Raw genomic sequence first — 26,810 nt, 5'->3', positions numbered from 1 at the left:
TGAGGGTGTGACCGAATCCCCGCGCTTCCACTCCCGCCCCGTCGCTGACCTGCACCGCCCGTATGCGGCAGCCGACGACCGTTACGAGTCGTTCGATCGTTACCGGCAGGTGGGCTCGTCGGGGCTGTTCCTGCCGCCGATCTCGCTCGGCCTCTGGTGGAACTTCGGCGACAACATCCCGATGGACAACCAGCGGGCCCTGCTGCGCCACGCCTTCGACCGCGGCATCACGCACTTCGACCTCGCGAACAACTACGGCCCGCCCTACGGCTCGGCCGAGAAGAACTTCGGGCGCATCTACCGCGAAGACTTCGCGCCGTACCGCAACGAGCTCATCATCTCGTCGAAGGCGGGCTACGACATGTGGCGCGGCCCGTACGGCGATTGGGCGTCGCGCAAGTACCTCATCGCGAGCGCCGAGGCGTCGCTCACGAGCATGAACCTCGACTATGTCGACATCTTCTACTCGCACCGTCCCGACAAGGTGACGCCGATCGCCGAGACCATCGGCGCGCTCGACACGCTCGTGAAGCAGGGCAAGGCGCTGTACGTCGGCATCTCGTCGTACTCGGCCGATGAGACGCTCGAGGCGAAGAAGGTCGCCGATCAGCTCGGCACGCCGCTCGTGATCCACCAGCCGTCGTACTCGATCATCAACCGCTGGATCGAGGACGGCCTGACCGACGCCCTCACCACGAGCGGCATGGGCGCGATCGCCTTCGTGCCGCTCGCGCAGGGCGTGCTGACGAACAAGTACCTGGGCGACGGCGACGCCGAGCGCGCCCAGCAGCGTGGATCCCTCGGCGGCAAGCGTCTGACCGACGAGGCCCGCGAGCACCTGCGGATCCTCGAGCGCGTCGCGAGCGACCGCGGCCAGACGCTCGCGCAGATGGCCCTGCAGTGGGTGCTGCGCGAGGACGTCGTGACGAGCGCGCTCATCGGCGCGAGCCGCCCGGAGCAGATCGACGAGAACGTGAAGGCGCTCGAGGGCCCGGCGTTCTCGGCAGACGAGCTGAACACGATCGATGAGGCCGCGGCCGGTATCGGATCGGACTTCTGGGAGAAGGCATGAGCCTCGTCGAGGAGTTTCCCGGCGTGCGCGTCCGCGCGCCCGGGAAGATCAATGTCTTCCTCGCGGTCGGCGGGCGCCACGACGACGGATATCACGAGCTCGCCACGGCGTTCCAGGCCGTGAGCCTGTTCGAAGACGTCTACGCGACCCACGCCGACGACTTCACGATCGCGGTCTCCGGATCCGTCGACGTTTCCGGCGTCCCGCAGGACGAGTCGAACCTCGCGCTGAAGGCGGCGCGCCTGCTCGCATCCGAGACGGGTTACCCGGGCGGCGTGCACCTCGACATCCGCAAGGAGGTTCCGGTCGCGGGCGGCATGGGCGGCGGATCCGCCGACGCGGCCGCGGCGCTCGTCGCGTGCGACGCGCTGTGGAACACGGGGCTGAGCTCCGCGCAGCTGCAGGCGCTCGGCGCGCGGCTCGGCGCCGACGTGCCGTTCTCGATCATGGGCGGCACGGCGATCGGCACGGGGCGCGGCGACGCGCTGAACCCGGCGCTCGCGCGCGGGCGCTTCGAGTGGGTCATCGTGCCGAACGGCGTGGGCATGTCGACGCCGCGCACCTACGGCGAGCTCGACGAGATGCGCGGCGACGCGGTCTCGGCCGATCAGGTCGCGGATCCGGCGGTGCCGATCGAGGTGCTGCAGGCGCTGCGATCGGGCGACGCCCGGCAGCTCGCCGAGGCGCTCCACAACGACCTGCAGGCGCCCGCGTTGCGGCTGCGCCCGGACGTCCGCGAGATCCTCGAGTTCGGCGAGGCGCAGGGCGCGCTCGCGGGGCTGGTTTCCGGATCCGGACCGACGATCGCGTTCCTCGTCGAGAGCCGCGCGGAGGGCACGGCGCTCGAGGCGCGCCTGACGATGGCCGGCTACGAGGCGATCGGCGTCTACGGTCCGGTGCACGGGGCGCGCATCGTCTGATGGACCTCAATAGCGACGTCGGCGAGTCGTTCGGCGCGTGGCACATGGGCGACGACGCGGCGATGTTCGCGCAGGTCACGAGCGCGAACATCGCGTGCGGTTTTCACGCGGGGGATCCGTCGGGCATTGCGCGGACGGCCCGCGCGGCCGTCGCCGCCGGCGTCACGATCGGCGCCCACGTCGGCTACCGCGATCTCGCGGGCTTCGGCCGTCGGTTCATCGACTACACCGAGACCGAGCTCTCCGATGAGGTGGCCTATCAGATCGGCGCGCTGCAGGCGCTCGCGCGCCGCGAAGGCGGCGAGGTGCGATACGTGAAGCCGCACGGAGCGCTCTACAACGCGATCGTGCACCACGAGGCGCAGGCGCGCGCCGTCGTCGACGCCGTCCGCTCGGTGGATCCGTCGCTCGCGCTGCTCCTCCTCCCCGGATCCGTCGCCGGCCGCTTCGCCCGCGAACGCGGCCTGCGGTTCGTCGGCGAGGCGTTCGCCGATCGCGCGTACACGCCCGCGGGCGAGCTCGTGTCGCGCGGGCAGGCGGGATCCGTGCTCACCGACGCCGAGGCCGTGTCGCGCCGCATGGTGCGCTTCGCCGTGGACGGCGTCATCGACGCCATCGACGGCACGCCCCTGCGCATCGACGCCGAGAGCATCTGCCTGCACGGCGACACGCCGGGCGCCGTCACGATGGCCTCCGCCGTGCGCCGCGCGCTCGACGAGGCCGGTGCGGAGATCCGGAGCTTCGCGTGACCTCGCCCCGCCGCGTGCTCTGGGCGGGGGAGCGGGCCTTCCTCGTCGAGCTCTCCTCGCTCGCGGAGGCGATGGCCTTCCGCGCGCGGGTGGTGGCGGATCCGCTGGGCCAGGTCGACCAGATCGCCGCGGCCCGCACCGTGCTGCTGAGCTTCGCGACCGCGCGCGACGCGCGGCGCGCGGCCGGCCGCGTCGCCGATATCGACCTCACGCCCGCGGGCGCGCAGGGGGCCCGCACAATCGACATCGACGTCGTCTACGACGGCGAAGACCTGAGCACCGTCGCTCTGTTGACCGGCCTCAGCCCCGAGGCCGTCGTCGCCGCGCACCAGGCGACGCCGTGGACCGCCGCGTTCGGCGGATTCGCGCCGGGCTTCGCCTACCTCGTCGGCGGGGATCAGCGGCTGCAGGTCCCGCGGCGCGAGAGCCCGCGCACGGCGGTGCCGGCCGGATCCGTCGCCCTCGCGGGCGAGTTCTCCGCGGTCTACCCGCGCCGCTCGCCGGGCGGGTGGCAGCTCATCGGCCGCACCGACGCGCCCCTCTGGGATCTCACCCGAGCGGATCCGGCCCTCATCGCCCCCGGCGACCGCGTGCGCTTCCGCGCGGCGCGGGCCTCTTCTGTTGCCGCACCCGTCGCGAGACACGGAGAATCGGCCGAGATTCGGCCTGATTCGCAAGAATCGTCAGAATCTGGAGCGATCGTCAGAATCTCGGCGCGGGGGGATGGCGGCGCGGTGCGGGAAGGGGGACGCGGGGCTGACGTCACGCCCGCGGCCCCACCCGTCGCGAGATACGGAGAATCGGCCGAGATTGGGCCTGATCCCGAAAAATCGTCAGAATCTGGAGCGATTGTCAGAACCTCGGCGCGGGCGTTGACCGTGGTTGAGCCCGGGCTCCTCACCCTCATCGAGGATTTGGGGCGACCCGGGTACTCCGACCTCGGTGTCACCGCCTCGGGCGCCGCAGATACCGCGTCGGCTCGCGAGGCTAATCGCCTCGTCGGGAACTCGCGTCGCGCCGCCGTCCTCGAGACCCTCGGTGGGCTCGTGATGCGGGCCGAAGCCGACCTCGTCGTGGCGCTCGCGGGCGCGGATCCGCGGGCCGAGCTCCGCCGCCGCGCCAACCCCGCGGATCCGGCGCCCGCGGCTGGCGCACTTTCCGCGGATCCGGGGCCCGCGTCTGGCGCGCTCACCGCGGCTCCGAGATCCCCGGATCCCGCACTCACCACCCCCGCGGATCCGCACGCGCTGCGGGCGCCGGAGGCGGCGCCGCATGGCGCGCCGTTCCTGCTTCGCGCGGGGGAGGAGCTTGCGCTCGGGTATCCCGAGGTCGGGCTGCGCACATATGTCTCCGTGCGCGGCGGGATCGAGGTGCCCGAGGTGCTCGGGAGCCGCTCGCGGGATGTCCTCGGCGGGCTGGGGCCGGATCCGCTCCGCGCCGGGACGACGCTCGCGATCGGGAAAGATGTCGAGTCGGCGGTCGCCGCGCCCGCGTCACCGCCCGCGCCACAGCAAGACGCAACCAACTCCCTTCGGATCCGCTTCGGCCCGCGCGATCACATGTTCGATCCGTCCGAAAGAGACCACCTCACGCAGACGACGTGGCTCGTCGGCCCGAGCACCGACCGGGTCGGGGCGCGGCTCTCGCCGGCGGACGGGGCCCGTCCGCTGCGCACGCCGGAGGGCGAACTCGCGAGCGAGGGCGTCGTCGTGGGCGCGCTGCAGGTGCCTCCGTCGGGGGAGCTGGTGCTGTTCGGCGCGGATCATCCGGTGACGGGCGGGTACCCCGTGATCGCGGTCGTGATCGACGCCGATCTGCCCCGCGCGTCGCAGCTTCCTCCGGGTTCTCGGGTGACTTTCCTTCAGATCGACCCCGAATCTTCGAACAGCCTCACGGTAACCTAAGGATTCACTGCGGTACGGCATGTTGCCGCGGGCAATATGCTTCCTGACGAAGGAGTTTCTCTCGTGCATCCGACTCAACCCCGCCGCGGGCTCCGAGCGCTTGTTGCCGGATCCCTCGTAGCGTTCCTGCTCTTTGTAGGTGCCGCACCCGCATCCGCGGCCGACGAGCAGAGCGGCGTCGAGGGCCAGTCGTTCATCATCGCGACCGACACGACGTTCGCGCCCTTCGAAATGTTCCAGGGCGGCGAGGTCGCCGGTATCGATATGGACCTGCTGAAGGCGATCGCCGATAGCCAGGGCTTCGAGTTCGAGGTGCAGTCGCTGGGCTTCCAGGCGGCGCTCTCGGCCGTGACGAGCGGCCAGGCCGACGGCGTGATCGCCGGTATGTCGATCACCGACGAGCGCAAGCAGATCTTCGACTTCTCGGATCCGTACTTCGATTCGGGCGTGCAGATGGCCGTTGCCGAGAGCAACGACGACATCTCGAGCTACGACGACCTCGACGGCGAGACCGTCGTCGCAAAGAGCGGCTCGGAGGGCCTCGCCGAGGCGCAGAAGCTCTCGGAGGAGTATGGCTTCACCGTCAAGGCTCTCGACCAGTCGGCGACGATGTACGAGTCGGTCAAGAACGGCTCAGCCGTCGCCGTGTTCGACGACTACCCCGTGCTCGCCTATGGCATCGCGCAGGGTAACGGCCTGAAGGTCGTCACCGACAAGATCCCCGGCGGCCAGTACGGCTTCGCCGTCGCCAAGGGCGAGAACCAGGCGCTTCTCGAGGCGTTCAACACGGGCCTCGCCGAGCTGAAGGAGTCTGGCCAGTACGACCAGATCCTCGACACCTATCTCGCCGACCCGCAGAGCGTGTCGGGCGGCTCGTTCTTCGACGTCGTCGCCGACTCGATGCCCGCCCTCATGAAGGGTCTGTGGAACACCCTCCGCATCACGATCGTGGCCTTCATCATCGCGATGGTGCTCGGTATCGCGTTCGGCTTCATGAAGATCTCGACGTCGAAGATCCTGCGCGGCATCGCGAGCGTCTACGTCGCGGTGTTCCGCGGCACCCCGGTGCTGGTGTGGGCGTTCCTGTTCTACTTCGGTCTGCCGCAGCTGACGGGCGTGAAGGGCGACATCTTCTGGGCCGGTGCGGCGACGCTCGCGCTCAACGCGGGTGCGTACCTGACCGAGATCATCCGAGGCGGCCTCCGCGCCGTCGACCCGGGCCAGATGGAGGCGGCGCGTTCGCTCGGCCTCGGCTGGGGCAAATCGATGCAGCGCGTGATCGTGCCGCAGGCGGTCAAGATTTCGACGCCCGCGATGATCAACCAGTTCGTCATCACGCTGAAGGACTCGTCGCTGCTCCTGACGATCGGTTTCGCCGAGCTGCTGTACCAGGCTCAGCAGATCTACTCGGTCAACTTCCGCACGACCGAGATGCTGATCATCGTCGGCATCATGTACTTCATCGTGATCACCATCCTCACGTGGATCGCGAACACGATTGACAAGAAGGTGAACAAGTGAGCGCTGTCATCGAGGTCACGGGCCTCCGCAAGGCCTACGGGTCGAACGAAGTCATCAAGGGCATCGACCTCGAGGTCCGCTCGGGCGAGGTCGTCTCGCTCATCGGCCCGTCGGGATCCGGTAAGTCGACGATCCTGCGCTGCCTGAACCAGCTCGAGACCGCGACGAGCGGCAAGATCGTCGTCGACGGCTTCGACCTGACCGACAAGAAGGTCGACATCAACGAGGTGCGCCGCCACATCGGCATGGTGTTCCAGCACTTCAACCTGTTCCCGAACATGTCGGTGATCGAGAACATCATGCTCGCGCCGGTCGAGACGGGCAAGAAGAGCAAGGCCGACGCCCGCACGCAGGCGCAGGCTCTCCTCGAGCGCGTGGGCCTCGCCGACAAGGCCGACGCCCGTCCGTCGCAGCTGTCCGGCGGTCAGAAGCAGCGCGTCGCGATCGCCCGTGCGCTCGCGATGGAGCCCAAGATCATGCTCTTCGACGAGGCCACGAGCGCGCTCGACCCGGAGATGGTCGGCGAGGTTCTCGAGGTCATCCGCGAGCTCGCGAAGAGCGGCATGACGATGGTGCTCGTGACGCACGAGATGGGCTTCGCCCGCGAGGTGTGCGACCGCGTCGTGTTCCTCTCCGACGGCGTCATCTGCGAGCAGGGCGCGCCGGCCGAGGTCTTCGGCAACCCGCAGCAGCCCCGCACGAAGGAATTCCTCTCGAAGGTCCTCTAGAAGGCAGCAAAAAGCGGGCGCGTGCGGTCATCGCACGCGCCCGCTTTTTCGCGTCTTAGGCGTCGGTATCGTCGAGCGAGATCGTCACCGACGAGCCGCCGAGCCCGAGCAGGTCGCTCGGCGGGGCCGGCGGCAGGAAATCCGACGGATCCTTATCGAGCGGCTCGCCCGGAATGGCCGCCCACTCGTTCTGTTCTTCTGGCCGCTGCTGAAAGAGTCCCATAGCACTATTGTCGCGCGCTAGGCTCTTGAGAAGGTCTATCAATAGGAGTTGCATGCGGGTTCCCGTCGTTTCGCTCACCGGACACCTCGGCGCGGGCAAGACGAGCCTGCTCAATCACCTGCTCCGCACCCCGGGCGCGCGGCTCGGCGTCGTGATCAACGACTTCGGGTCCCTCAACGTCGACGCCGCGCTCGTCACCGGTCAGGTCGACGAGGCGGCCGCGATCTCGGGCGGCTGCGTGTGCTGCCTGCCCGATTCGGGCGGGCTCGACGACGCGCTCGAAAAGCTCTCGGATCCGCGCCTGCGGCTCGACGCGATCGTCATCGAGGCGAGCGGGGCGGCGGATCCGATCGCGCTCTCGCGGCTCGTGCGGTTCAGCGGCGCGGAGCGGATCCGCTCGGGCGGCGTCGTCGAGGTGGTCGACGCCGCGAACCACTTCGACATGGTCGACACGTGGCCGGATCCGCCGGCGCGCTACGCGGCCGCGTCGCTCGTCGTCGTCGGCAAGACCGACCTCGTCGACGACCCGCAGACGGTCGTCGATCGGATCCGCGAGCGGGTCGCGCGGCGAAACCCGCGCGCGCAGATCGTCGTCGCGCGGGACGGCCGGATCGACCCGGCGCTCGTCTTCGACGTCGCGAGCACCGAGGATTTGATCGACCAGCTGCCGATCGGCGCGCTTCTGCGCGAGGGCGCGCCCGCGCACGTGCACGTGCACGCCGTCACGATCCCTCTCCCGCACGCGGTCGCGGCGGGCGGGCTCGTCGAGCTGCTCGAGGATCCGCCCGCCGGCGCCTACCGGATCAAGGGCCGGGTGCGGGTGCGGGGAGGCGGCGGGTATCTCGTGAACCTCGTCGGGCGGTCGATCCACGTGCGCTCGCACCGCTTCGACGGGCCGGGCGAGCTCGTGGCGATCGGTATTGACCTCGACGAGCCCGCCGCCCGCGACCGGCTGGCGGCGGTCGCGGGCGGCGTCGAGGCCGATGCCGCGGGCCTTCGCCGGCTGCAGCGATACCGCCGCCTCAGCGAATAACCCCGGGCTACGCCGCGAGGACGTGCCTCACCTCGCGCCGGCGCAGCAGGTGCGTGAGCGCCGTGAGGTGCGGGAACTCGATGAGCATGCCGAGGATGATCGCGGCGTGCACGAGCGGCTGATCGGGTAGCGCGATCGTGGTGACGGCGAGCATGAGCGGCGCGTTGCGCGCCGACGTCGTCATCGTCACGAGCGCGTGCGACGCGTGATCGAGCCGGAACACCCGCGCGAGGCCCTCTCCGAGCGCGAAGGTCAGGGCGAAGAAGACGAAGACGGCGAGCAGCACCCAGGCGAAGGATGCGGGGTCGGCGAGGATCGTCTGCACGTTGCCGGCGAAGATCGCGACGATCACGACGGCGATGATGAACGGCACCGCCGCGTCGACGCCGTCGATCGCGAGCCGCCGCCAGCGCCTCGGCACGAGAAGCTGCGCGGCGATGCCGATGCCGGCGGGCACGAGGAACCACTGCACGAGCGTGGAACCCGCGGTCTCCGGCATCCACGCGACGCTCTCGCCGGCGAAGAGCATCATCCAGATGGGATACATCAGCAGCTGGATGAGCATCTGCAGGGGGATGAGCGCGGCGCCCGCGACGGTGTCGCCGCCCGCGAGCCGCGTGAAGCCGAGGAACCAGTCGGTGCACGGCGCGAGGCAGTAGATCAGCACGCCGAGCCGCAGCGCCTCGCTCGGCAGGGCGAGCGTGATGGGCAGCGCGATGAGCGGGATCAGCACGAAGTTCGTCGCGAGGGCGACGAGGATCGTGCGCGGCGCGCGCCGGAGCGAGCGCAGGGATCCGAGCCGCAGCGTGAAGAAGATCGCGCCGACGAGCACGAGGATGAGCGGATCGATTGGTAGCTCGAGACCCGCGATGCCGAGCAGGCTTCCCGTGAGAATCGCGACGGCGAAGAGCAGGGTAATCAGCACGCGCACTCCACCCCGCAGCACGAGAGGTCGTCGGTCAGCATGCCTGCGTCGCGCCACGCCTCGAGCTTCGACGTGTCCTTGCCCGCGCGCTCGCCGATCACGCGCGCGACGTGCGCGAAGCGCTGGCGGAACTTGTAGACGAAGCAGAACTTGAGCCCCCCGTGCCGCATCGCGGGCCCCGCGAGGAAGAGGCCGGGCGCGATCGTCGACTGATCGTCGTCGTCGAGCTCAGGCCACCCGTCGGGGCGCTCGGCAAACAGGTGCGCGACGGGGCCGAGCCCCGGGCCGTACCCCGTCGCGGCGATGGGTCGCGAGTCGGCGCGCAGCTTCGTGCCGTTCGACAGCCCCACGGCCCACCCGGATCCGTCGCGCTTTATCGCGGTCGCGTTCGCGGCCTCGAGCGCGAGGCGGCCGGTCGCGAGCGCCTCCTTCAACCGGATCCGCGAGCGCGGTGCGAGCCGGAACGACGGGTCGGATCCGCGGCCCGCATCCCACGGGGTGGATCCGTCCACGACCGTCACGCTCGCGCCCGCGAGCACGTGATGGCAGGCGATGTCGATGCCCGATTCGTAGCCGCCGATGACGACGACCCGGCCCGAGCGCGGCTCCCGGGCGGCCGGGCTTCCGGCCGGATCCGAGAACGCGGCGCCCGCGATCTTCGGGGGCCGCGGATCCGAAAACTCGCCGCCCGCCCACACGAGCGAGCGCGTCGTGACGGGGCCGCGAGGGCTCTCGACGCGGAAACCGTCGTCGATGCGCGTGACGGACGTGACCTCGGCCCCGTCGAGGATGGGGAGCGAGAAGTGGCCGACGACGCCGCGCAGATACGAGGCGTACTGGGAGCCGGTGGGATAGTCGACGCCGAGCCCGAACGCGGGCGACGTCTCGAAGTGCACGGCGTTGAGGTCGGTCGCGCCGAAGCCGTTGCCGGTGAACGACGGGGTCAGAAAGGTTTGCTCTTCGGGCCAGTCGAGGAACGTCTGGCCGATGCGCCCGCGCTCCATGATGCCGAAGTAGAGGTCGTCGACGGCGTCGAGCGCGAGGCCCGTGCCGATTCCGGCCGGGCCCGCGCCGACGACGAGCGCGTCGAGCGACGTCAACCCTGGCGTCCCTTAAACCGCGGGTTGAGCTTGTTGATGACGTAGGTCTTTCCGCGGCGACGCACGACCTGGGCGCCGGGCTGCTTCTTGAGCGACTTGAGCGAGGCACGAACCTTCATACGAAGAACTCCTTAATGATAGTGGTTATCATCTACACTAAGGGATGCTGTCTGAGGAAACGAACGGGAGGTTTACGTGGATCGCATCGACGTGATTGCGGTGGTCGGAAGCTGTGTGCCGGAGCGGCGGGATTACGCGACGCGGCTCGCGGGGCTGACCCAGCGGATCCTGATCCCCGCGGGTCACCGCGTTCCGGTACGAGAACGTGCGCCCGCTGCACCCGGCGCGGCTCGGCGTGCTGCTCGACGAGCGGATCGAGCCGGGGGAGTTCGGCACGCTCATCCGGTCGATGGGGTTCTGCCGCCTCGCGACGCGGCCGCACGCGGTGACCGAGTGGAATCACGTCGGTGGCATGATCTCGTTCGATCCGCTCGGGCGTGACGACGCCCTGGGTGACGACGAGGAGATCCTCGCCGTCGGGCAGGAGCTCGGCCTCATTGGCATCGACCTCGACGTGCGGGCACTCACGCGCGCGCTCGACGACCCGGCGCTGACCGACGAGGAGCTCGCGGCCGGACCCGCCGAGTGGGCGAAGTTCGCGGATCCGTTCCCCGCCTGGCCGCGGGTCGCGAAGGATGCCGACTAGGGCTGGCGCGTGTGGAGGCGGGCCCCCGCCTCGTTGAAGATGCTGATGACCTCGGCGGGCGCGTCGCCCGCCGAGGTCATCGCGTGCGGGGTGCGCGTGTCGAACTCGGCAGCCTCGCCCGCCTCGAGCACGATGTCCTGCTCGCCGAGACGCAGACGCAGGCGCCCGCTCAGCACGTAGAGCCACTCGAAGCCGTCGTGCACGCGAGGCTCCGGCATGTCTTCGGCCGCCGGATAGGTGATCTTGTAGGTCAGGTTGGGGGAGTGCTCGGGTGTGAGGGGTGCGATGATGCGCCCGCCCTCGCGGTACGCGGCGCGCCGCACGCGCGGATCCTTCGGCTCCCTCGCGACGAGGTCGTCGATGCGGATCCCGAGCCGGCGCGTGAGGGGGATGAGCAGCTCGAGCGTCGCCTGCCGCTTGCCCGACTCGAGGCGCGACAGCGTGCTCGGCGACATGCCGGCGTCGGCCGCGAGCTCCTCCAGCGTGAGGCGCGCCGATTGGCGCGCGGCGCGCAGGATGGCGCCGACCTGTTCGACATCGCTCTTCATGACCGCTCCTTGCCATTTCTGCAAAAAAGTTTGCATTCGCGATGATAGCGCCGCACGCTGGGGGCATGGATCTGAATCAGTGGGATGTCATTATTATCGGCGCCGGACCGGCGGGCCTCCAGGCGGCGCAGATGCTCGGCCGATCGCGACGGCGCGTGCTCGTCATCGACGGCGAGTACGGCCGCAACCGCTTCGCCGCGCACATGCACGGCGTGCTCGGTCACGACGGAAAACCGCCGGCGCAGCTCCGCGCGGAGGGGCGCGCCGAGGCTGAGGGCTACGGGGTCGTCTTCCGCGCCGGATCCGTCGACGCGGTCACGCGGGTCGGCGACGCCGTGCGCGTGGAGGTTGCGGGCGACGCGCTCGAGGCGCGCGCCCTCATCGTCGCGACGGGCGTGCGCGACGACCTCCCGGCGATCCCGGGCCTCGCCGAGCGCTGGGGGCAGTCGGTGCTGCACTGCCCGTTCTGCCACGGCTGGGAGGTGCGCGACCGCAGCCTCGCCGTCATCGCGACCTCGCCCATGAGCGCGCACCAGGCGGAGATGGTGAGCGGGCTGAGCGCCCGCGTCACCTTCTTCTCGGCGGGCGTCGAGTTCCCGGCCGAGGCCCGCGCGCGGCTCGCGGCGAACGGCGTCCGCATCGTCGACGAGGAGGTTCTGGCGGTCGAGGGATCCGGATCCGAGATCGCGGGCGTCCGCATCGCGGGCGGCGAGCTCGTCGATGTCGACGCGATCTTCACGGGTGGAACGCTCGTGCCGCTCGATCAGTTCCTGGGCGGGCTGGGGCTCGCCCGCGCCAAGTCGCCCGTCGGATCCTTCCTCGCCGTCGACCACGCCGGCCGCACGAGCGACGATCGAATCTGGGCGGCCGGAAACGTCGTCTCGCCGATGGCGAACGTGCCGATGTCGATGGGCGCCGGCGCGATGACCGGATCCGCCGTGCAGGGCACGCTCATCGGCTGGGACACCGACCGAGCGCTTGCCGCGGCATGACGAACGCCGGCCCCTCGAGAGATCGAGGGGCCGGCGTTTGCGCGGATCAGACCAGGCGGCTCTTGGGGGAGACCGAGTAGGTGTCTTCCGGGTCGTCGTTCACGACGCCCGCGAGCGCCGTGTCGATCGCCGTCAGCGTGTCGGCGTCGAGCGTGACGCCCGAGGCCTTGACGGTGTCGGCGAGCTGCTCGGGGCGCGAGGCGCCGACGAGCGCGGCCGCGACGTTCTTGTTCTGCAGCACCCAGGCGATCGCGAGCTGCGGCATCGTGAGCCCGGCCTCGGCGGCGATGGGCTTCAGGCGCTGCACGGCCTCGAGCAGGTCGTCGCGCAGGAAGTGCTTGATGAAGCCTGCGCCCGAGTGCTCGTCGGTCGCGCGGGATCCGGCGGGCACCGGCTGGCCGGGCAGGTACTTGCCCGTCAGCACGCCCTGCGCCATCGGCGACCAGACGATCTGCGAGATGCCGAGCTCCTCGGAGGCGGGGACGACCTTGCCCTCGATCACGCGGTGCAGCATCGAGTACTGCGGCTGGTTTGAGATGAGCTGGATGCCGAGCTGCTTCGCGAGCGCGTGGCCCTCGCGCAGCTGCTCCGCGGTCCACTCCGAGACGCCGATGTAGAGCGCCTTGCCCTGGCGGACGATGTCGGCGAACGCCTGGAACGTCTCCTCGAGCGGCGTCTCGTAGTCGAAGCGGTGCGCCTGGTAGAGGTCGATGTAATCGGTGCCGAGGCGCTTCAGCGAGCCGTTGATCGAGTCCATGATGTGCTTGCGGCTGAGGCCCGTGTCGTTCGCGCCCTTGGGGCCCGTCGGGAAGTAGACCTTCGTGAAGATCTCGAGGCTCTCGCGGCGCTGGCCGGCGAGCGCCGTGCCGAGGATCGTCTCGGCGGCCGTGTTGGCGTAGGTGTCGGCGGTGTCGAAGGTGGTGATGCCGGCGTCGAGAGCGGCGTGCACCGTCTTGACCGCGGCGTCGTCTTCGACCTGCGAGGCGTGCGTGACCCAGTTGCCGTAGGTGATCTCCGAGATCTTGAGACCGCTGTTACCGAGGAATCGATAGTTGACCATGGTCTCAAGGTACCGGTTTCTGAGCACGCGAGACGCGCGGCGCCCGAACCGGACGCCGCGCGATCACCCGCCGGATGTTACGCCTGGCGACGAACGAGGAGGCGCCAGCGCTCGGGGCCCTCGTCGAGGTAGCGCACCGCGTAGGCGTCGCCGTGGCGGTCGCGGAGCTGGTCGATGAGCGGCACGGGGTTGTGCGTCGCCGAGAGAACGATGCCCGCGCCGGGGCGCAGCGACTCGATCGCGCCGAAGATCGCGGCGTGGCGCACGGCGTGCGGGATGGTCTGCACGTCGAGCTCGGGCAGCTCCTCGTCGTGACCGCCGCACGCGCAGCCGGTGCCGGCGGCCTGGTCGACCGCGGCCTCGCGCGAGCTGTGAATGTCGATGTGTGCCATGGATCCTCCTCGTGCGCGGCGGGCGCCGCGGCGTGTGCGTGAATTAATTATAATTAATCCCGTGGAAAACATGACACCGCGTCGCACCGCGGGCGATCGCGCGCACTCGACGAGCCGCGAGCGCGTGCTGCGCGATGTCGAGGCCCACGGATCCGCGTCGGTCGGCGACGTCGTGTCGCGCACCGGCCTCCACGAGAACACCGTGCGGGATCACCTGCGCCGGCTCACGGGCGACGGATACCTGCACCGCGAGACCGCCGCGCCGCACGGCCGCGGGCGGCCGGGGCACAGGTGGGTCGTCGCGCCGTCGCCGCGGGCCTCGTACGAGCGGCTCGCCGTGAGCCTCGCGGCCGCCCTCGAGGGGCCGCGCGGCGACGCGCGCGAGGACGCCCGTGCCGCGGGCGCCACCTGGGGCGAGGAACTCGCGGCGCGCGGGCCGCGCGGCGACGGTGCGCACGGTGACGGTGCGCTCGGCGCGGTCGTCCGCGTGATGCGCGACGAGGGGTTTTCGCCGGAGGAGACGCCCGCGGGCGACGTGCTCCTGCGCGACTGCCCCCTCCACGCCGCCGTGCGCGGTTCGCGGGTCGTGTGCGCGGTGCACGAGGGCATGGTCGACGCCATCGCGCGCGGCGCCGAGCCGGGCGCGCGCGCCAGCCTCGCGCCCTTCGCAGTCGACGGCAAGTGCCTCCTGCGCGTGAGCGCGGCATCGTGACGAGGCACGGATCCGCCCGTCTCGCCTGGCTACTTCCCGCGGGCCTCGCGCTGCTCGCCGGCATCGACGCCGGCCTGCTTCTCCTCGGGCTGGGGAATAAGGACACACGATGACGCTCGATATCGGGCCGGGCGCGGCACCGAAGGCGCCCGGCCGGGGCTTCTGGCCGATGCGCGACCTCCCGACCGTGCTGTGGGTCATCGCGACGGTTGTGGCGGTCGTCGCGCAGCGCGCGATCCCGGCCCCGACGTGGCTCATGCTGCACCTGCTGCTGCTTGGCGCCGCGACGCAGGCGATCCTCGTCTGGAGCCAGCACTTCTCCTTCGCGCTCCTGCGCGCCCGCCAGACCCTCGCCGATCGGCGCTCGCAGAACGCGCGGCTCGGGCTCGCGAACCTCGGCGCGGTGCTCGTCTTCGTCGGCGTGCCCGCCGCGCTCTGGCCCGCGACCGTGGCCGGAGCCGGCGTGCTCGTCGTCGCCGTCGTTTGGCACGCAGCCTCGCTCGTTGGGCGCCTGCGCGGAAGCCTCACCGGCCGGTTCGGCCGCACCGTCTGGTACTACGTCGTCTCGGCGATGTTCCTCGCGATCGGCGCGACGCTCGGCGCGATCATCGCCCGCGGCGGATCCTCGCACCTCGTGCTCGCCCACGCGATCGTCAACGTGTTCGGCTGGATCGGCATCACGGTCGCGGGCACGATCGTGACGCTGTGGCCCACGATCCTCCGCACCCGCGCCGCCGAAAACGCGAGCCGTGACGCCGCGCGGGCGCTGCCCTGGCTCGCGGCGGGCGCGCTCGTCGCCGCCACCGGGGCCGCCATCGCCCAGCCGATCGCCTGGGTGAGCGGGCTCGCCGCGTATCTCGCGGGGCTCGCCCTCATCGGCGTCTCGCTGTGGCGCGCGGCGCGCCAGAAACCACCCCGCGACTTCGCGGCGCTCTCGGTCTGCGCGGCGCTCGTGTGGTGGATCGCGATCGTCGCGGTCATGGCCGTTTCCGGCGTCGTCGACATCGCCTCGGGCGCGGGCGTCGGCGGCATGTCGCGGCTCCTCCGCGCGGCCGTGCCGTACCTCGCGGCGGGCTTCACCGCCCAGGTGCTCGTCGGAGCGCTCAGCTACCTGATTCCCGTGGCCCTCGGCGGCGGTCCCTCGCCCGTGCGCATCGGCACGGCCGCGTTCAACCGGTTCGCCTGGTCGCGCGTCGCCGTCGCCAACGTCGCGCTCCTCGCCTGCGCCTTGCCGGTGCCGAGCGCGGTCCGCATGGTCGCCGCGGCGGCGTACCTCGTCGCGATGGCGTCGTTCCTCGTCGTGTTGACGACGGCGATGAGGGCGCAGTCGCGCGCGAAGCGCGCCGGCTGACCCCGGCGCCTAGCCGAGCTGCTCGCCGAGCTCGAGCCAGCGCTCCTCGAGCGAATCGGCCTCGTTCTGCAGCTCGCGCAGCTGCGTGTTGAGCTTCTGCAGGCCGTCGAAGTCGCCCTGGTCGTGCGTCGCCATGCGGCCGTGGATCTTCTCGACCTCGCCCGTGATCTTCTCGAGCCGGCGCTCGATCGAGGCGAGCTCCTTCTCGGCCGCGCGCCGCTCGGATCCGGAGAGGCCCTGCGGCTCGGGGGCAGCCGCCTGCTTGGTCGCGGTGGGCGCAGGGCCCTCGGCGCGCAGGCGCAGGTACTCGTCGACACCGCCGGGCACGTGGCGCAGCTTCTTGTCGAGGATCGCGTACTGCTGGTCGGTGATGCGCTCGAGCAGGTACCGGTCGTGGCTTACGACGAGCAGGGTGCCGGGCCACGAGTCGAGCAGGTCTTCCATCGCGGCGAGCATGTCGGAGTCGACGTCGTTGGTGGGCTCGTCGAGCACGATGACGTTGGGCTCGGAGAGCAGCAACAGCAGCAGCTGCAGGCGGCGCTTCTGGCCACCCGAGAGCTCGTCGACGCGCGCCGAGAGGTGCTCCTTCGCGAAGCCGAGGCGCTCGAGCAGCTGCGCGGGGGTGAGGTCCTTGCCGTCGACGTTGAACGTCGTCTTCTCGCGCCCCAGCACCTCGCGCACCCGGTCGGATCCGATCTCGGCGAGCTGCGAGAACTGTTGGTCGAGCATGCCGAGCTTCACGGTCTTGCCGCGCTTGACGACACCCGAGGTCGGCTTCAGCGTGCCCGCGATGAGCGAGAGCAGCGTCGACTTGCCGGTGCCGTTCGCGCCGAGGATGCCCGTGCGCTCGCCGGGTCCGATTCGCCAGGTGACGTCGCGGAGGATCTCGCGCTCGCCGAAGACGACGCCGGCGTCGAGCACGTCGACGACGTCCTTGCCGAGGCGCGAGACGGCCATCTGCTTCAGCTCGATGGGGTTGCGCACCGGCGGGATGTCGGCGATGAGCTCGTTCGCGGCCTCGATGCGGAACTTCGGCTTCGAGGTACGGGCGGGGGCGCCGCGGCGCAGCCACGCGAGCTCCTTGCGCATCATGTTCTGGCGCTTGGTCTCGGTCGCCGCGGCGATGCGGTCGCGCTCGACGCGCTGCAGCACGTAGGCGGCGTAACCGCCCTCGAAGGGCTCGACGATCTGGTCGTGCACCTCCCACGTCTTGTTGCAGACCTCGTCGAGGAACCAACGATCGTGGGTGATGACGATGAGGCCGCCGGCGTTCTTCGCCCAGCGGCGGTTCAGGTGCTCGGCGAGCCAGGCGATACCCTCGACGTCGAGATGGTTGGTGGGCTCGTCGAGCGCGATGAGGTCCCAATCGCCGATGAGCAGGGCCGCGAGGGCGACGCGGCGGCGCTGACCGCCGGAGAGATCGCCGATGCGGGCCTCCCACGGCACGTCGCTGACGAGGCCGGCGATGACGTCGCGGACGCGGGCGTCTCCCGCCCACTCGTGCTCGTCCATGTCGCCCACGACCTCGCGAGCGACGGTGCTGTCGGGGTCGAGGTCGTCGCCCTGGGCGAGCACGCCGAAGCGCACGCCGCCGCGGCGCGTGACGCGACCCGACTGCGGATCCAGGGATCCGGTGAGCATGCGGAGCAGGCTCGACTTGCCGTCGCCGTTCTTACCGACGATGCCGATGCGATCGCCCTCCTCGATTCCGAGTGTGACGGAATCGAAGACGATGCGGGTCGGGTATTCGAGGTGCAGGGACTCGGCCCCGAGAAGATGTGCCATATCCCGTCAAGTCTACGGGGCCGTGGCTCGTTCCACCCCGACGCTCAGGTGGCGCAGCAGCGTCGCGAGGCGCGAGCGCTCGGACGCGGGGAGTGCCGACAGCATGTCGGCCTCGGCGTCGATCAGCCGCGTGACGGCGGCGTCGACGTGCACGAGCCCGAGGCTCGTGAGGGTGACGAGCACGCTGCGCCCGTCGACCGGATCCGCCTCGCGGCGCACCAGGCCGCGCTGGGTCAGCTTGTCGATGCGGTTGGTCATGGTGCCGCTCGAGACGAGCGTCTGCTGCAGGAGGATCTTGGGGCTCAGTTGGTAGGGCTCGCCGGCGCGGCGAAGCGCCGAGAGCACGTCCCACTCCCAGGGTTCGATGTCGGTGCGGGCGAACGCCGCGCGGCGCGCGCGGTCGAGGTGGTGCGAGAGCCGATCGACACGCGAAAGCACCGCCATCGGCGAGAAATCGAGGTCCGGACGCTCGGCGCTCCACGCCTCGACGATCCGGTCGACTTCGTCACGTTCTGCGGCCATCCTCCGATTATCACGTGGATCGGGTGGGTTCCGGCGCGCGGGGCATGCCAAAATGGAAGAAGCGGCCCGTTGCGGTCGCGGATCCGCCATGGTGTAACGGCAGCACGACAGCCTTTGGAGCTGTGAGGACCAGGTTCGAATCCTGGTGGCGGAGCGTGAGTGAGCACAACCTTGCAATAGTGATCCTTGCGGCGGGGCAGGGCACGCGGATGAAGTCTGCCACGCCGAAGGTGCTGCACCGCCTTGGCGGCCGCACCCTCCTCGGCCACGTGCTACGCACGGCGGAGTCGCTCGGGGGAGACCTCGTGCGCGTCGTCGTGCGGTACGAGCGCGACCGCATCGTCGAGTCGCTCGCCGACTACCCGGGAGCCGTCCCGGTCGACCAGGACGACGTGCCGGGCACCGGCCGCGCCGTGCAGGTCGGCATCGAGGCGCTCCCCGACGACTTCGACGGCGACGTTCTCGTGCTCTCGGGCGACGTGCCGCTGATCGAGGCCGACACCTTCCGCGCCATGCTCGAGGAGCACCGCACCCGCGGCGCCCACGCGACGCTGCTCGGCGCGCACCTCGCGGATCCCACCGGCTACGGCCGCGTGATCCGCGACGACGCGGGCATGGTCGAGCGCATCGTCGAGCAGAAGGACGCGACCGCGGAGGAGGCTGCGACGACCGAGATCAACCCGGGCGTCTACGTCTTCCGGGCAGCCTCGCTCCGCGACGCCCTCGCTCAGGTCGGCACCGACAACGCGCAGGGCGAGATGTACCTGACCGACGTCATCGGCATCCTGCGCCGTGCGGGCCACGCGATCGCGGGCGTCACGGCCCCCGACGCGCGAGCCGCCCTCGGCGTGAACGACCGCGTGCAGCTCTCCGAGGCCGCGCGGATCCTGAACTCCCGCATCGTGCGCCGCTGGCAGCGCGAGGGCGTGACGGTACAGGATCCGGCGACGACATGGATCGACGACACCGCGACGCTCGCGCCCGACGTGACGATCCTGCCGAACACGCACATCCTCGGCGCGACGACGATCGCCGAGAACGCGACGATCGGCCCCGACACCTCGCTCGTCGACACCGAGGTCGGCGCGGGCGCCACGATTCGCCGCAGCGACGTGAACCTCGCGGTCATCGGTGCGGGCGTGAACGTCGGTCCGTGGGCCTACCTCCGCGCGGGCGCCGAGCTCGCCGACGGCGCGAAGGCCGGAACCTTCGTCGAGATCAAGAACTCCACCGTGGGTGCCGGCAGCAAGGTGCCGCACCTGTCGTATGTGGGCGACGCCGAGATCGGCGAGGGCGTGAACCTCGGCGCCGGCGCGATCACCGCCAACTACGACGACGTGAACAAGCACCGCACCGTGATCGGTGACCACGTTCACACCGGTTCGCACACCGTCATGATCGCCCCCGTCACCCTCGGTGCGGGCGCGAAGACGGGTGCCGGCGCCGTCGTGCGCAAGGACGTCCCGCCCGGAGCGCTCGCCATGAGCGTGGCTCCTCAGAGGAACCTCCAGGGATGGGTCGAGAACAATAGATCAGGTACGGCGGCCGCTGAAGCGGCGATCCAGGCCCGAACCGCACAGGAAGCGACCGATGGCGAGTAAGAGTAAGACGGTAGACCTCGATCTCGATCGGGGCATCGCCCCGGGGATAGAACAGAAGACCCGCAAGCGCATGGTGGTCGTGACCGGTCGGTCGCACCCCGAGCTCGCGGAAGACATCACGCGCCACCTCGGCATCGACCTCGCGCCCACGGAGCACCGCACCTTCGCGTCCGGCGAGATCTACACGCGCTTCTCGGTGTCGATGCGCGGAACCGACGTGTTCCTCGTGCAGTCGTTCGGCGAGAACATCAACGAGGATCTCATGGAGATGCTCATCATGCTCGACGCGCTGAAGCGCGCGTCGGCGAAGCGCGTCACCGTCGTGCTTCCGTACTACCCCTACTCGCGTCAGGACAAGAAGGGCCGCGGCCGCGAGCCGATCTCGGCCCGCCTCGTCACCGACCTCATCGCGACGGCCGGCGCCGACCGCATCATGAGCGTCGACCTGCACGCGTCGCAGATCCAGGGCTTCTTCAACGGCCCCGTCGACCACCTGTTCGCGAAGCCGGTGCTCGAGTCGCACTTCGTCGAGACCCTCACCGAGGAGGAGCGCGAGACGCTCACGGTCGTCTCGCCCGACATGGGCCGCGTGCGTGTGGCCGACATGTGGAGCGACTCGCTCGGCGCCCCGCTCGCGATCATCCACAAACGCCGCGACCCCAAGGTCGCGAACCAGGTGTCGGTCCACGAGATCGTCGGATCCGTCGAGGGTCGCACCTGCCTGCTCGTCGACGACATGATCGACACCGCCGGCACGATCGTGAAGGCCGCCCAGGCCCTCAAGGCCAACGGCGCGAAGAAGGTCATCGTGGGCGCGACCCACGCGATCTTCAGCTCGCCGGCCGTCGAGCGCCTGCAGGATCCGGCCGTCGACCGCGTCGTCGTCACCGACACCGTCCCGGTTCCGGAGCACCACCGCTTCGAAAACCTCACGGTCCTCTCGGCCGCGCCGCTGCTGGCGCGCGCCATCCAGGAGGTCTTCGACGACGGATCCGTCACGAGCATGTTCGACGGGGCCGCGTAAGCAACTCACAGCGCGCGCATAGCGAGCGCCATAGCAAGCTCATAGAAACGGGCGCACAATGGTCTCATGACCACTGTTGCGCCCGCTTCTGCACTCACCCGCCCCGACGGATCGCCCGTGCGCGTGCTCGTCGTCGACGACGAGCAGATGCTCACCGATCTGCTCTCGATGGCGCTGCGCATGGAGGGCTGGGAGGTCCGCTCCGCGGGGAGCGGCTTCGAGGCCCTCGACGCCGTCAAGGACTTCGCGCCCGACGCGATCGTTCTCGACATCATGATGCCCGACCTCGATGGCATGAGCGTGCTGCAGCGCCTGCGCAAGCAGGGCAACCTGGTGCCAGTACTGTTCCTCACCGCGAAGGACGCCGTGGCCGACCGCGTGGCCGGCCTCACAGCGGGCGGCGACGACTACGTCACCAAGCCCTTCAGCCTCGAAGAGGTCGTCGCACGGCTCCGCGCCCTCATGCGCCGCGCCGGCACGGCGCTCGCGAGCGAACCCGAGCCGATCCTCCGCATCGGCGACCTGAGCCTCAACGAGGACAGCCACGAGGTCACGCGCGGCGGCGTCGAGGTCGAGCTGACCGCGACCGAGTTCGAGCTGCTGCGCTTCCTCATGCGCAACCCGCGCCGCGTGGTGTCGAAGACCCAGATTCTCGATCGCGTGTGGAACTACGACTTCGGCGGCAAGTCGAGCGTCGTCGAGCTCTACATCTCGTACCTGCGCAAGAAGATCGACGCCGGTAACGAGCCCCTCATCCACACCGTGCGCGGCGTCGGATACATGATCAAGGCCGCGCAGTGAGCCTCCGCCCGTCGCGGAAGGCGGGTGTGCGGCCAGAGGAGTACCGCTCGCGCATGAGCCTGCAGTCGCGCCTCATGATCACGGTGTTCATGATCGTCGCCGCGATCCTGCTGGTCGTCTCGCTCGTGACGGGCGTGCTGCTCAACAACGTGCTGAACAATCAGGTCGACACCCGCGTTCGCGCCGCGTTCGCAAGCCTCAGTGGCGACTTCGGCATCAGCCTCGTCGACGGATCCGCCGCCGCGCAGCTGCGCTCGGCGCAGGCCGCGCCGGGCATGCTGCTCATCATCGACAGCCCCTACACGGGCACGACGGGCGCCGTCGTCGGCAGCGACTACGCCCGGCACTCGCTCTCCGACGCCCAGGTCGAGCGCGTCCTCGCTGCGGCCGAATCGGTCGCGGTCGACGAACTCACGACCGTGACGCTGCCGGGCCTCGGCAGCTTTCGCGTCGGAGGCCTGATCGACAAGTCGTCCAACGAGACGGCGGGCGTCTTCGGCATGTCGACCGCCACCGAGAGCGTCACGCTGCAACAGATGGTGTGGGCGATCGGCCTCGCGACGATGGGCGGCATGCTCCTGCTCGGCGTCGCGACATCGGGCGTGATCCGTCAGGGCCTCCGGCCCCTGCGCGACATCGCCGCGACGGCGTCGCGGGTCTCGCAACAGAAGCTCGACGAGGGCGATGTGTCGATCACCGAGCGCGTGCCGGCCGGGCAGGCGGATCCGATGACCGAGGTCGGCCAGGTGGGCGCGTCGCTCAATACGCTGCTCGATCACGTCGAGGATTCGCTCGCGGTGCGCCAGCGCAACGAGGAGGCGATGCAGCGATTCGTCGCCGACGCGAGCCACGAGCTGCGCACGCCCCTCGCGTCGATCCGCGGTTACAGCGAGCTGTCGCTGCGCGACACGACGCTGAGCGAGACGAGCAGGCAGTCGCTCCAGCGCATCGAGGCGCAGTCGCAGCGCATGACGGGCCTCGTGGAGGACCTGCTGCTGCTCGCGCGCCTCGACGAGGGTAAGGAACTCGTTTACGACATGGTCGACCTGAACCAGCTCGTGCTCGACGCCGTCGCCGATCAGGCGATGGCGGGCATGGAGTACGACTGGGGCGCCGAGGTGGGGGAGGAGCCCGTGCTCGTCGCGGGCGACCGCGCGCGACTCACGCAGGTCATCACGAACCTGCTGGCGAACGCGCGCACCCACACGCCGGAGGGCACGGCCGTGACGGCGAAGGTCGCCCTCGAGGGCACCGGATCCGCCTCGCGCGCGATCGTCAGCGTGCACGACACGGGCCCGGGCATCAGCCCCGAGCTACAGAGCAGGCTCTTCACGCGCTTCGTGCGCGCCGACGCGTCCCGCGCGCGGAAGACCGGCGGATCCGGCCTCGGGCTCTCGATCGCGCGCGCGATCGTCGAGGCCCACCACGGCGAGATATCGGTCACGAGCGAGCCGGGGTCGACGACCTTCACGGTCTCACTGCCGGCGAAGCCGGCCGTCTGACGCGGACAGCATAACGGCCGGGTGGATTTCTCCACCCGGCCTTTATCGCGTCAGGACTTAGTGCGTGTCCTCAGCCTCGATCTCGGTGCGGTCGCCCGACCACAGCGTGTGGAAGGTGCCTTCCTTGTCGATGCGCTTGTAGGTGTGCGCGCCGAAGAAGTCGCGCTGACCCTGCACGAGCGCGGCCGGCAGGCGGTCGGCGCGGATGCCGTCGTAGTACGCGAGCGACGAGCTGAACGCCGGCGAGGGGATGCCCGCCTGCGTCGCGGCGATCACGACGCGGCGCCATGCGGCCTGGCCGCGCGTGAGCGCATCGGCGAAGTACGGCGACGTCGCGAGCACGGGCAGCTCGGGCTGCTCGGCGTAGGCGTCGGCGATGCGGTTGAGGAACTGGGCGCGGATGATGCAGCCGCCGCGCCAGATCTTCGACACGGCGCCGAGGTCGATCGTCCAGTCGTACTCGGCAGCGCCGGCACGGATCTCGTCGAAGCCCTGCGAGTAGGCGATGATCTTCGAGGCGAAGAGCGCCTGGCGCACGTCCTCGATGAACGCGTCGGCGTCGTCGACCGCGAAGTCGGTGCCGGGGCCGGGGAGGATCGAGGCGACGGCGCGCTGCTCAGGGTGCGACGAGAGCGAACGCGCGAACGTCGCCTCGGCGATGCCCGAGACCGGAACGCCGAGTGAGAGGGCCGTCTGAACGGTCCAGGCACCCGTGCCCTTGGCGCCGGCCTGGTCGAGGATGACGTCGACGAGGGGCTTGCCCGTCTCGGCGTCGATCTGGCGCAGGACCTCGGCGGTGATCTCGATGAGGTAGCTCTCGAGCTCGCCCTTGTTCCACTCGGCGAAGATGTCGGCGATCTCGGCCGGGGTCTTGCCCGTGCCGCGACGGATGAGGTCGTAGGCCTCGGCGATGAGCTGCATGTCGGCGTACTCGATGCCGTTGTGCACCATCTTGACGAAGTGGCCGGCGCCGTTGTGGCCGATGTGGGTCACGCAGGGCTCGCCCTCGGCGACGGCGGCGATCGACTTCAGGATCGGGCCGAGCGTCGTCCACGACTCGTCCGAACCGCCGGGCATGATCGAGGGGCCGAGGAGGGCTCCCTCCTCACCGCCCGAGATGCCGGCGCCGACGAAGTTGATGCCCGTGTCACGGACGGCCTTTTCGCGGCGGATCGTGTCGGGGAAGTAGGCGTTGCCGCCGTCGACGATGATGTCGCCGGGCTCGAAGACCTTGACGAGCTCGTCGATCACGGCGTCGGTCGGGCCACCGGCCTTGACCATGATGATGGCGGTGCGGGGCTTCGAGAGGCTGGCGGCGAACTCCTCGTAGGAGAAGGCGGGAACGAAGCCTGCCTCGGGGTGCGCCTGCACCAGTTCGTCCGTCTTCGTACGGCTGCGGTTGTACACCGCTACCGTGTTGCCCTCGCGGCTTGCGAGGTTGCGGGCGAGGTTCGAACCCATGACGGCGAGGCCGACGACCCCGATGTTAGCTGCAGCAGCGTTCACTCACGTCTCCTTGAGAGAGGAAATCTATTCAGTCCGTTATCAGGCTACCGCTTACTTGTCGTAAGCCTTGCCCCGGCCGAGGGCGAACATGGCGCCGAAGCTGGTGACGACCGAGGTCACGGTGAGGATTCCGACGACGAGCAGGATGACGTGCGTGCTGTCCATGAGTCTCCAGACACAGGAAAAGACATAAAAGAAAGCGCGGAATTCCCACGCTCAGTCGATTCTAACCGAGGGATCCGGTACTCTGGATGAGACCTCGGCGAGGGAAGCGCTCACGCGCTGTCCGTTATCGACGCGGTGAAGCAGGCTGTTTGTGGTCTCCTCACGCTACGCGTCGACGTTGAGACATGTTCCATTAACTGCGCGGCCCGCTTCGTGTCGCGCTCACCCTAGGAGTGAGAATGAGCGACTCGAACAAGCTTGTTGCCGACGTCCGTACCGAGTTCGGTAAGGGCTTCGCCCGCCGCCTGCGCGCAGCCGGCAAGATCCCCGCCGTCGTGTACGGCCACGGCTCGGACGTGCGCCACGTTGCGCTGCCCGCCCACGAGACCGGCCTCATCGTCCGCCACGCGAACTCGATCATCGAGCTCGACATCGACGGCGCCACCGAGCTCGTCTTCGTGAAGGACGTTCAGCGCGAGCCCGTCCGTTCGATCATCGAGCACATCGACCTCGTGGTCGTCAAGCGCGGCGAGAAGATCGAGGTCGAGGTTCCGATCGTCACCGACGGCGAGACCTTCTCGGGCACCTACCTCTCGACGATCGTCAACACGATCCGCGTGAACGTCGACGCCCTGAACATCCCCGAGCACGTCACCGTCTCGGTTGCCGGCCTTGAGGACGGCGCTCAGATCCACGCGAAGGACATCGTCCTTCCCGAGGGCTCGGAGCTCGCCGACGAGGCTGACCTGCTGCTCCTGACGGTCACGGCCGTCGCGGCTGAGGAAGAGGCGACCGAAGAGGACGCCGAGTAATTCACTCGCACAGTTCGAGGGGGTGCGCCTAGCGCACCCCCTCGTTCGTTTCTGGAGGACAACATGGCCGATACCTGGCTAGTTATTGGCCTGGGAAACCCCGGGCCGCGCTACGAGCGCACCCGCCACAACGTCGGGCAGATGGTCGTCGACGACCTCGCATCCGGCCGCGGCGAGGCCTGGAAGCAGCACAAGGCGGGCGCCCGCGTCGTCGAGACCTGGCTGCGCCCCGGCGGGCCGAAGCTCGTGCTGGCGAAGTCGAACGGCTTCATGAACACCTCGGGCGGCCCCGCGTCGGCGCTCGCCAAGTTCTACTCGGTCGCTCCCGACCACGTCATCGTGGTCCACGACGAGCTCGACATTCCGTTCGACGCGCTGAAGCTCAAAACGGGCGGCGGGCACGGCGGCCACAACGGTATCCGCGACATCGCGAAGGCGCTCGATACGCCCGACTTCGCCCGCGTGCGGGTCGGGATCGGCCGCCCTCCGGGCCGACAGGATCCGGCCGACTGGGTGCTCGGGGAGTTTTCGGCGACCGAGCGCAAGACGCTGCCGATCCTCGTCTCGGACGCGGCGGAGGCCGTCGAGCTGATCGTCTCCGAGGGGCTCACGGCGGCGCAGCAGAAGGTGCACGCGCCTCGCTAGCGGCTAACCCATAAAGGGAATGTTGCCCATGATGCCCGACAGTATCGCCTCCTGCGTGAACCAGGCGAGCACGGTCCAGCTGAGGAGCGCGATTACGATCGCGATGATTCCCCACGCGCGGCCGCGGTTCATCGCGGTCGCGACGATGCCCTGAATGAGGCCCCACGCGGCGAGGGCCATGTGCAGGACCCACGCGGTGATGAGCACCACGAAGGCGCCGATGGAGCGGTCGATAGCCTGGAGGGCCTGCTCCTGAGCGAGCACCCACGCGTCGTCCTGGAGGCCGGACACGATCTCGGGGATCTCGGTTGCGCGGACGAGCCGCCCGATCATGAAACCCGACAGCCAGATGCCGACGCCGCCGATCACGAACGCCGAGACCGACGCGATAAAGGCGACGATGCCGATGGTCGGCTTGCCGGGGCCGGCGGGGCGGACCGGGACGGTCGGAGGGGCGGGCTGCGGATAAACCGGGTAGCTCATACCGACCACAGTATCCGTAGACTGGGGT

Annotated in this window: 28 protein-coding genes, 1 tRNA gene and 1 pseudogene; 19 read left to right on the top strand and 11 right to left on the bottom strand. The window is 69.8% G+C overall.

Features of this window, described 5'->3' with window-relative positions:
• Nucleotides 1-7 precede the first annotated feature (7 nt).
• From DTO57_RS05440 to DTO57_RS05415, 6 genes are all read left to right on the top strand, one after another.
• Complete coding sequence (locus DTO57_RS05440; protein ID WP_114117145.1) at nucleotides 8-1,072, top strand: aldo/keto reductase; 1,065 nt, start codon at nucleotides 8-10, stop codon at nucleotides 1,070-1,072.
• Complete coding sequence (locus tag DTO57_RS05435) at nucleotides 1,069-1,992, top strand: 4-(cytidine 5'-diphospho)-2-C-methyl-D-erythritol kinase (RefSeq protein ID WP_114117144.1); 924 nt, start codon at nucleotides 1,069-1,071, stop codon at nucleotides 1,990-1,992. Before DTO57_RS05440 ends, DTO57_RS05435 begins: the two co-directional genes overlap by 4 nt.
• On the top strand, nucleotides 1,992-2,741 hold the full coding sequence (locus DTO57_RS05430) for a LamB/YcsF family protein (protein ID WP_114117143.1): 750 nt from the start codon (nucleotides 1,992-1,994) through the stop codon (nucleotides 2,739-2,741). Before DTO57_RS05435 ends, DTO57_RS05430 begins: the two co-directional genes overlap by 1 nt.
• Nucleotides 2,738-4,645 (top strand): 5-oxoprolinase subunit B/C family protein, encoded by a 1,908-nt coding sequence (locus tag DTO57_RS14755; RefSeq protein ID WP_114117142.1) that lies wholly within the window; start codon nucleotides 2,738-2,740, stop codon nucleotides 4,643-4,645. Before DTO57_RS05430 ends, DTO57_RS14755 begins: the two co-directional genes overlap by 4 nt.
• A gap of 63 nt (nucleotides 4,646-4,708) precedes the next feature.
• The gene (locus tag DTO57_RS05420) at nucleotides 4,709-6,166 is read left to right on the top strand and encodes an amino acid ABC transporter substrate-binding protein/permease (protein ID WP_373285665.1); all 1,458 of its coding nucleotides are present in this window, start codon (nucleotides 4,709-4,711) and stop codon (nucleotides 6,164-6,166) included.
• Nucleotides 6,163-6,894 carry an amino acid ABC transporter ATP-binding protein gene (locus tag DTO57_RS05415; RefSeq protein WP_114117140.1) on the top strand — a complete coding sequence of 244 codons (732 nt, stop codon included), beginning with the start codon at nucleotides 6,163-6,165 and terminating at the stop codon, nucleotides 6,892-6,894. Before DTO57_RS05420 ends, DTO57_RS05415 begins: the two co-directional genes overlap by 4 nt.
• A 55-nt stretch (nucleotides 6,895-6,949) precedes the next feature.
• Here the strand turns inward: DTO57_RS05415 and DTO57_RS14340 are convergent, their stop codons facing one another.
• Nucleotides 6,950-7,117: a hypothetical protein gene (locus tag DTO57_RS14340; protein ID WP_162785665.1), complete on the bottom strand. Its 168-nt coding sequence runs from the start codon at nucleotides 7,115-7,117 to the stop codon at nucleotides 6,950-6,952.
• 52 nt (nucleotides 7,118-7,169) lie between these two features.
• Between DTO57_RS14340 and DTO57_RS05410 the strand changes: the two genes are divergently transcribed.
• A complete protein-coding gene (locus tag DTO57_RS05410) occupies nucleotides 7,170-8,150 on the top strand; it encodes a CobW family GTP-binding protein (RefSeq protein ID WP_114117139.1) in 981 nt (326 codons plus the stop codon).
• Between the two features lie 7 nt (nucleotides 8,151-8,157).
• Here DTO57_RS05410 and DTO57_RS05405 read toward each other — a convergent pair whose 3' ends face one another.
• From DTO57_RS05405 to ykgO, 3 genes are read right to left on the bottom strand one after another with little or no spacing between them, the layout of a single operon-like run.
• The gene (locus DTO57_RS05405; protein ID WP_222843221.1) at nucleotides 8,158-9,075 is read right to left on the bottom strand and encodes an arsenic resistance protein; all 918 of its coding nucleotides are present in this window, start codon (nucleotides 9,073-9,075) and stop codon (nucleotides 8,158-8,160) included.
• Nucleotides 9,069-10,175, bottom strand: coding sequence for an NAD(P)/FAD-dependent oxidoreductase (locus DTO57_RS05400; RefSeq protein WP_114117137.1), 1,107 nt, complete (start codon nucleotides 10,173-10,175; stop codon nucleotides 9,069-9,071). The genes DTO57_RS05405 and DTO57_RS05400 overlap by 7 nt, the downstream gene beginning before the upstream one ends.
• Nucleotides 10,172-10,294: a type B 50S ribosomal protein L36 gene (gene ykgO, locus DTO57_RS05395; protein ID WP_114117136.1), complete on the bottom strand. Its 123-nt coding sequence runs from the start codon at nucleotides 10,292-10,294 to the stop codon at nucleotides 10,172-10,174. Before ykgO ends, DTO57_RS05400 begins: the two co-directional genes overlap by 4 nt.
• Before the next feature lie 197 nt (nucleotides 10,295-10,491).
• Here ykgO and DTO57_RS05390 point away from each other — a divergent pair.
• Nucleotides 10,492-10,881: pseudogene (locus DTO57_RS05390) on the top strand (CobW C-terminal domain-containing protein); the annotation flags it as partial.
• On the opposite strand, the gene DTO57_RS05385 reads toward DTO57_RS05390, so the two are convergent.
• Complete coding sequence (locus tag DTO57_RS05385; protein ID WP_114117134.1) at nucleotides 10,878-11,429, bottom strand: helix-turn-helix domain-containing protein; 552 nt, start codon at nucleotides 11,427-11,429, stop codon at nucleotides 10,878-10,880. The pseudogene DTO57_RS05390 and the gene DTO57_RS05385 overlap by 4 nt on opposite strands.
• Nucleotides 11,430-11,494: 65 nt before the next feature.
• Here DTO57_RS05385 and DTO57_RS05380 point away from each other — a divergent pair, with 65 nt between their 5' ends.
• On the top strand, nucleotides 11,495-12,421 hold the full coding sequence (locus DTO57_RS05380; protein WP_114117133.1) for an NAD(P)/FAD-dependent oxidoreductase: 927 nt from the start codon (nucleotides 11,495-11,497) through the stop codon (nucleotides 12,419-12,421).
• A 46-nt stretch (nucleotides 12,422-12,467) separates the two neighbouring features.
• Here DTO57_RS05380 and DTO57_RS05375 read toward each other — a convergent pair whose 3' ends face one another.
• The gene (locus DTO57_RS05375) at nucleotides 12,468-13,481 is read right to left on the bottom strand and encodes an aldo/keto reductase family protein (RefSeq protein WP_114117132.1); all 1,014 of its coding nucleotides are present in this window, start codon (nucleotides 13,479-13,481) and stop codon (nucleotides 12,468-12,470) included.
• 77 nt (nucleotides 13,482-13,558) lie between these two features.
• The gene (locus DTO57_RS05370) at nucleotides 13,559-13,873 is read right to left on the bottom strand and encodes a DUF2249 domain-containing protein (protein WP_114117131.1); all 315 of its coding nucleotides are present in this window, start codon (nucleotides 13,871-13,873) and stop codon (nucleotides 13,559-13,561) included.
• 61 nt (nucleotides 13,874-13,934) lie between these two features.
• Between DTO57_RS05370 and DTO57_RS05365 the strand changes: the two genes are divergently transcribed.
• The 3 genes from DTO57_RS05365 to DTO57_RS05360 are packed head-to-tail and all read left to right on the top strand — an operon-like array spanning nucleotide 13,935 to nucleotide 15,936.
• The gene (locus tag DTO57_RS05365) at nucleotides 13,935-14,585 is read left to right on the top strand and encodes a helix-turn-helix transcriptional regulator (RefSeq protein ID WP_162785664.1); all 651 of its coding nucleotides are present in this window, start codon (nucleotides 13,935-13,937) and stop codon (nucleotides 14,583-14,585) included.
• Nucleotides 14,555-14,698 carry a hypothetical protein gene (locus tag DTO57_RS14335; RefSeq protein ID WP_162785663.1) on the top strand — a complete coding sequence of 48 codons (144 nt, stop codon included), beginning with the start codon at nucleotides 14,555-14,557 and terminating at the stop codon, nucleotides 14,696-14,698. The genes DTO57_RS05365 and DTO57_RS14335 overlap by 31 nt, the downstream gene beginning before the upstream one ends.
• The gene (locus tag DTO57_RS05360; protein ID WP_114117129.1) at nucleotides 14,695-15,936 is read left to right on the top strand and encodes a hypothetical protein; all 1,242 of its coding nucleotides are present in this window, start codon (nucleotides 14,695-14,697) and stop codon (nucleotides 15,934-15,936) included. Before DTO57_RS14335 ends, DTO57_RS05360 begins: the two co-directional genes overlap by 4 nt.
• A gap of 9 nt (nucleotides 15,937-15,945) precedes the next feature.
• Here DTO57_RS05360 and DTO57_RS05355 read toward each other — a convergent pair whose 3' ends face one another.
• Both DTO57_RS05355 and DTO57_RS05350 read right to left on the bottom strand, forming a co-directional pair.
• Nucleotides 15,946-17,721, bottom strand: a complete 1,776-nt coding sequence (locus DTO57_RS05355; RefSeq protein ID WP_114117128.1) for an ABC-F family ATP-binding cassette domain-containing protein — start codon at nucleotides 17,719-17,721, stop codon at nucleotides 15,946-15,948.
• Nucleotides 17,722-17,733: 12 nt separating this feature from the next.
• Nucleotides 17,734-18,243, bottom strand: coding sequence for a MarR family winged helix-turn-helix transcriptional regulator (locus DTO57_RS05350; RefSeq protein WP_114117127.1), 510 nt, complete (start codon nucleotides 18,241-18,243; stop codon nucleotides 17,734-17,736).
• Between the two features lie 82 nt (nucleotides 18,244-18,325).
• Between DTO57_RS05350 and DTO57_RS05345 the strand changes: the two genes are divergently transcribed.
• The 5 genes from DTO57_RS05345 (at nucleotide 18,326) to DTO57_RS05325 (ending at nucleotide 23,171) form a co-directional block, all read left to right on the top strand.
• Nucleotides 18,326-18,397, top strand: a tRNA-Gln gene (locus tag DTO57_RS05345).
• 1 nt (nucleotide 18,398) lies between these two features.
• Entirely contained in the window at nucleotides 18,399-19,844 is a 1,446-nt protein-coding gene (glmU, locus tag DTO57_RS05340; RefSeq protein ID WP_114117126.1) for a bifunctional UDP-N-acetylglucosamine diphosphorylase/glucosamine-1-phosphate N-acetyltransferase GlmU, read from the top strand.
• Nucleotides 19,834-20,868: a ribose-phosphate diphosphokinase gene (locus DTO57_RS05335; RefSeq protein WP_114117125.1), complete on the top strand. Its 1,035-nt coding sequence runs from the start codon at nucleotides 19,834-19,836 to the stop codon at nucleotides 20,866-20,868. The genes glmU and DTO57_RS05335 overlap by 11 nt, the downstream gene beginning before the upstream one ends.
• Nucleotides 20,869-20,934: 66 nt before the next feature.
• Nucleotides 20,935-21,669 carry a response regulator transcription factor gene (locus DTO57_RS05330; protein WP_114117124.1) on the top strand — a complete coding sequence of 245 codons (735 nt, stop codon included), beginning with the start codon at nucleotides 20,935-20,937 and terminating at the stop codon, nucleotides 21,667-21,669.
• Entirely contained in the window at nucleotides 21,666-23,171 is a 1,506-nt protein-coding gene (locus DTO57_RS05325) for an ATP-binding protein (protein ID WP_308420511.1), read from the top strand. Before DTO57_RS05330 ends, DTO57_RS05325 begins: the two co-directional genes overlap by 4 nt.
• Before the next feature lie 57 nt (nucleotides 23,172-23,228).
• Here DTO57_RS05325 and gndA read toward each other — a convergent pair whose 3' ends face one another.
• A complete protein-coding gene (gndA, locus tag DTO57_RS05320; RefSeq protein WP_114117122.1) occupies nucleotides 23,229-24,677 on the bottom strand; it encodes an NADP-dependent phosphogluconate dehydrogenase in 1,449 nt (482 codons plus the stop codon).
• A gap of 404 nt (nucleotides 24,678-25,081) precedes the next feature.
• On the opposite strand from gndA, the gene DTO57_RS05315 reads away from it, so the two are divergent.
• Both DTO57_RS05315 and pth read left to right on the top strand, forming a co-directional pair.
• Entirely contained in the window at nucleotides 25,082-25,654 is a 573-nt protein-coding gene (locus tag DTO57_RS05315; RefSeq protein WP_114117121.1) for a 50S ribosomal protein L25/general stress protein Ctc, read from the top strand.
• Between the two features lie 63 nt (nucleotides 25,655-25,717).
• Nucleotides 25,718-26,299 carry an aminoacyl-tRNA hydrolase gene (pth, locus tag DTO57_RS05310; protein WP_114117120.1) on the top strand — a complete coding sequence of 194 codons (582 nt, stop codon included), beginning with the start codon at nucleotides 25,718-25,720 and terminating at the stop codon, nucleotides 26,297-26,299.
• 3 nt (nucleotides 26,300-26,302) lie between these two features.
• Here the strand turns inward: pth and DTO57_RS05305 are convergent, their stop codons facing one another.
• Nucleotides 26,303-26,782 carry a hypothetical protein gene (locus DTO57_RS05305; protein ID WP_114117119.1) on the bottom strand — a complete coding sequence of 160 codons (480 nt, stop codon included), beginning with the start codon at nucleotides 26,780-26,782 and terminating at the stop codon, nucleotides 26,303-26,305.
• Nucleotides 26,783-26,810: the final 28 nt, after the last annotated feature.

This window comes from Microbacterium sorbitolivorans, assembly GCF_003327285.1.
GTDB lineage: Bacteria > Actinomycetota > Actinomycetes > Actinomycetales > Microbacteriaceae > Microbacterium > Microbacterium sorbitolivorans.
This window is presented reverse-complemented; position numbering and strand designations above follow the sequence as displayed.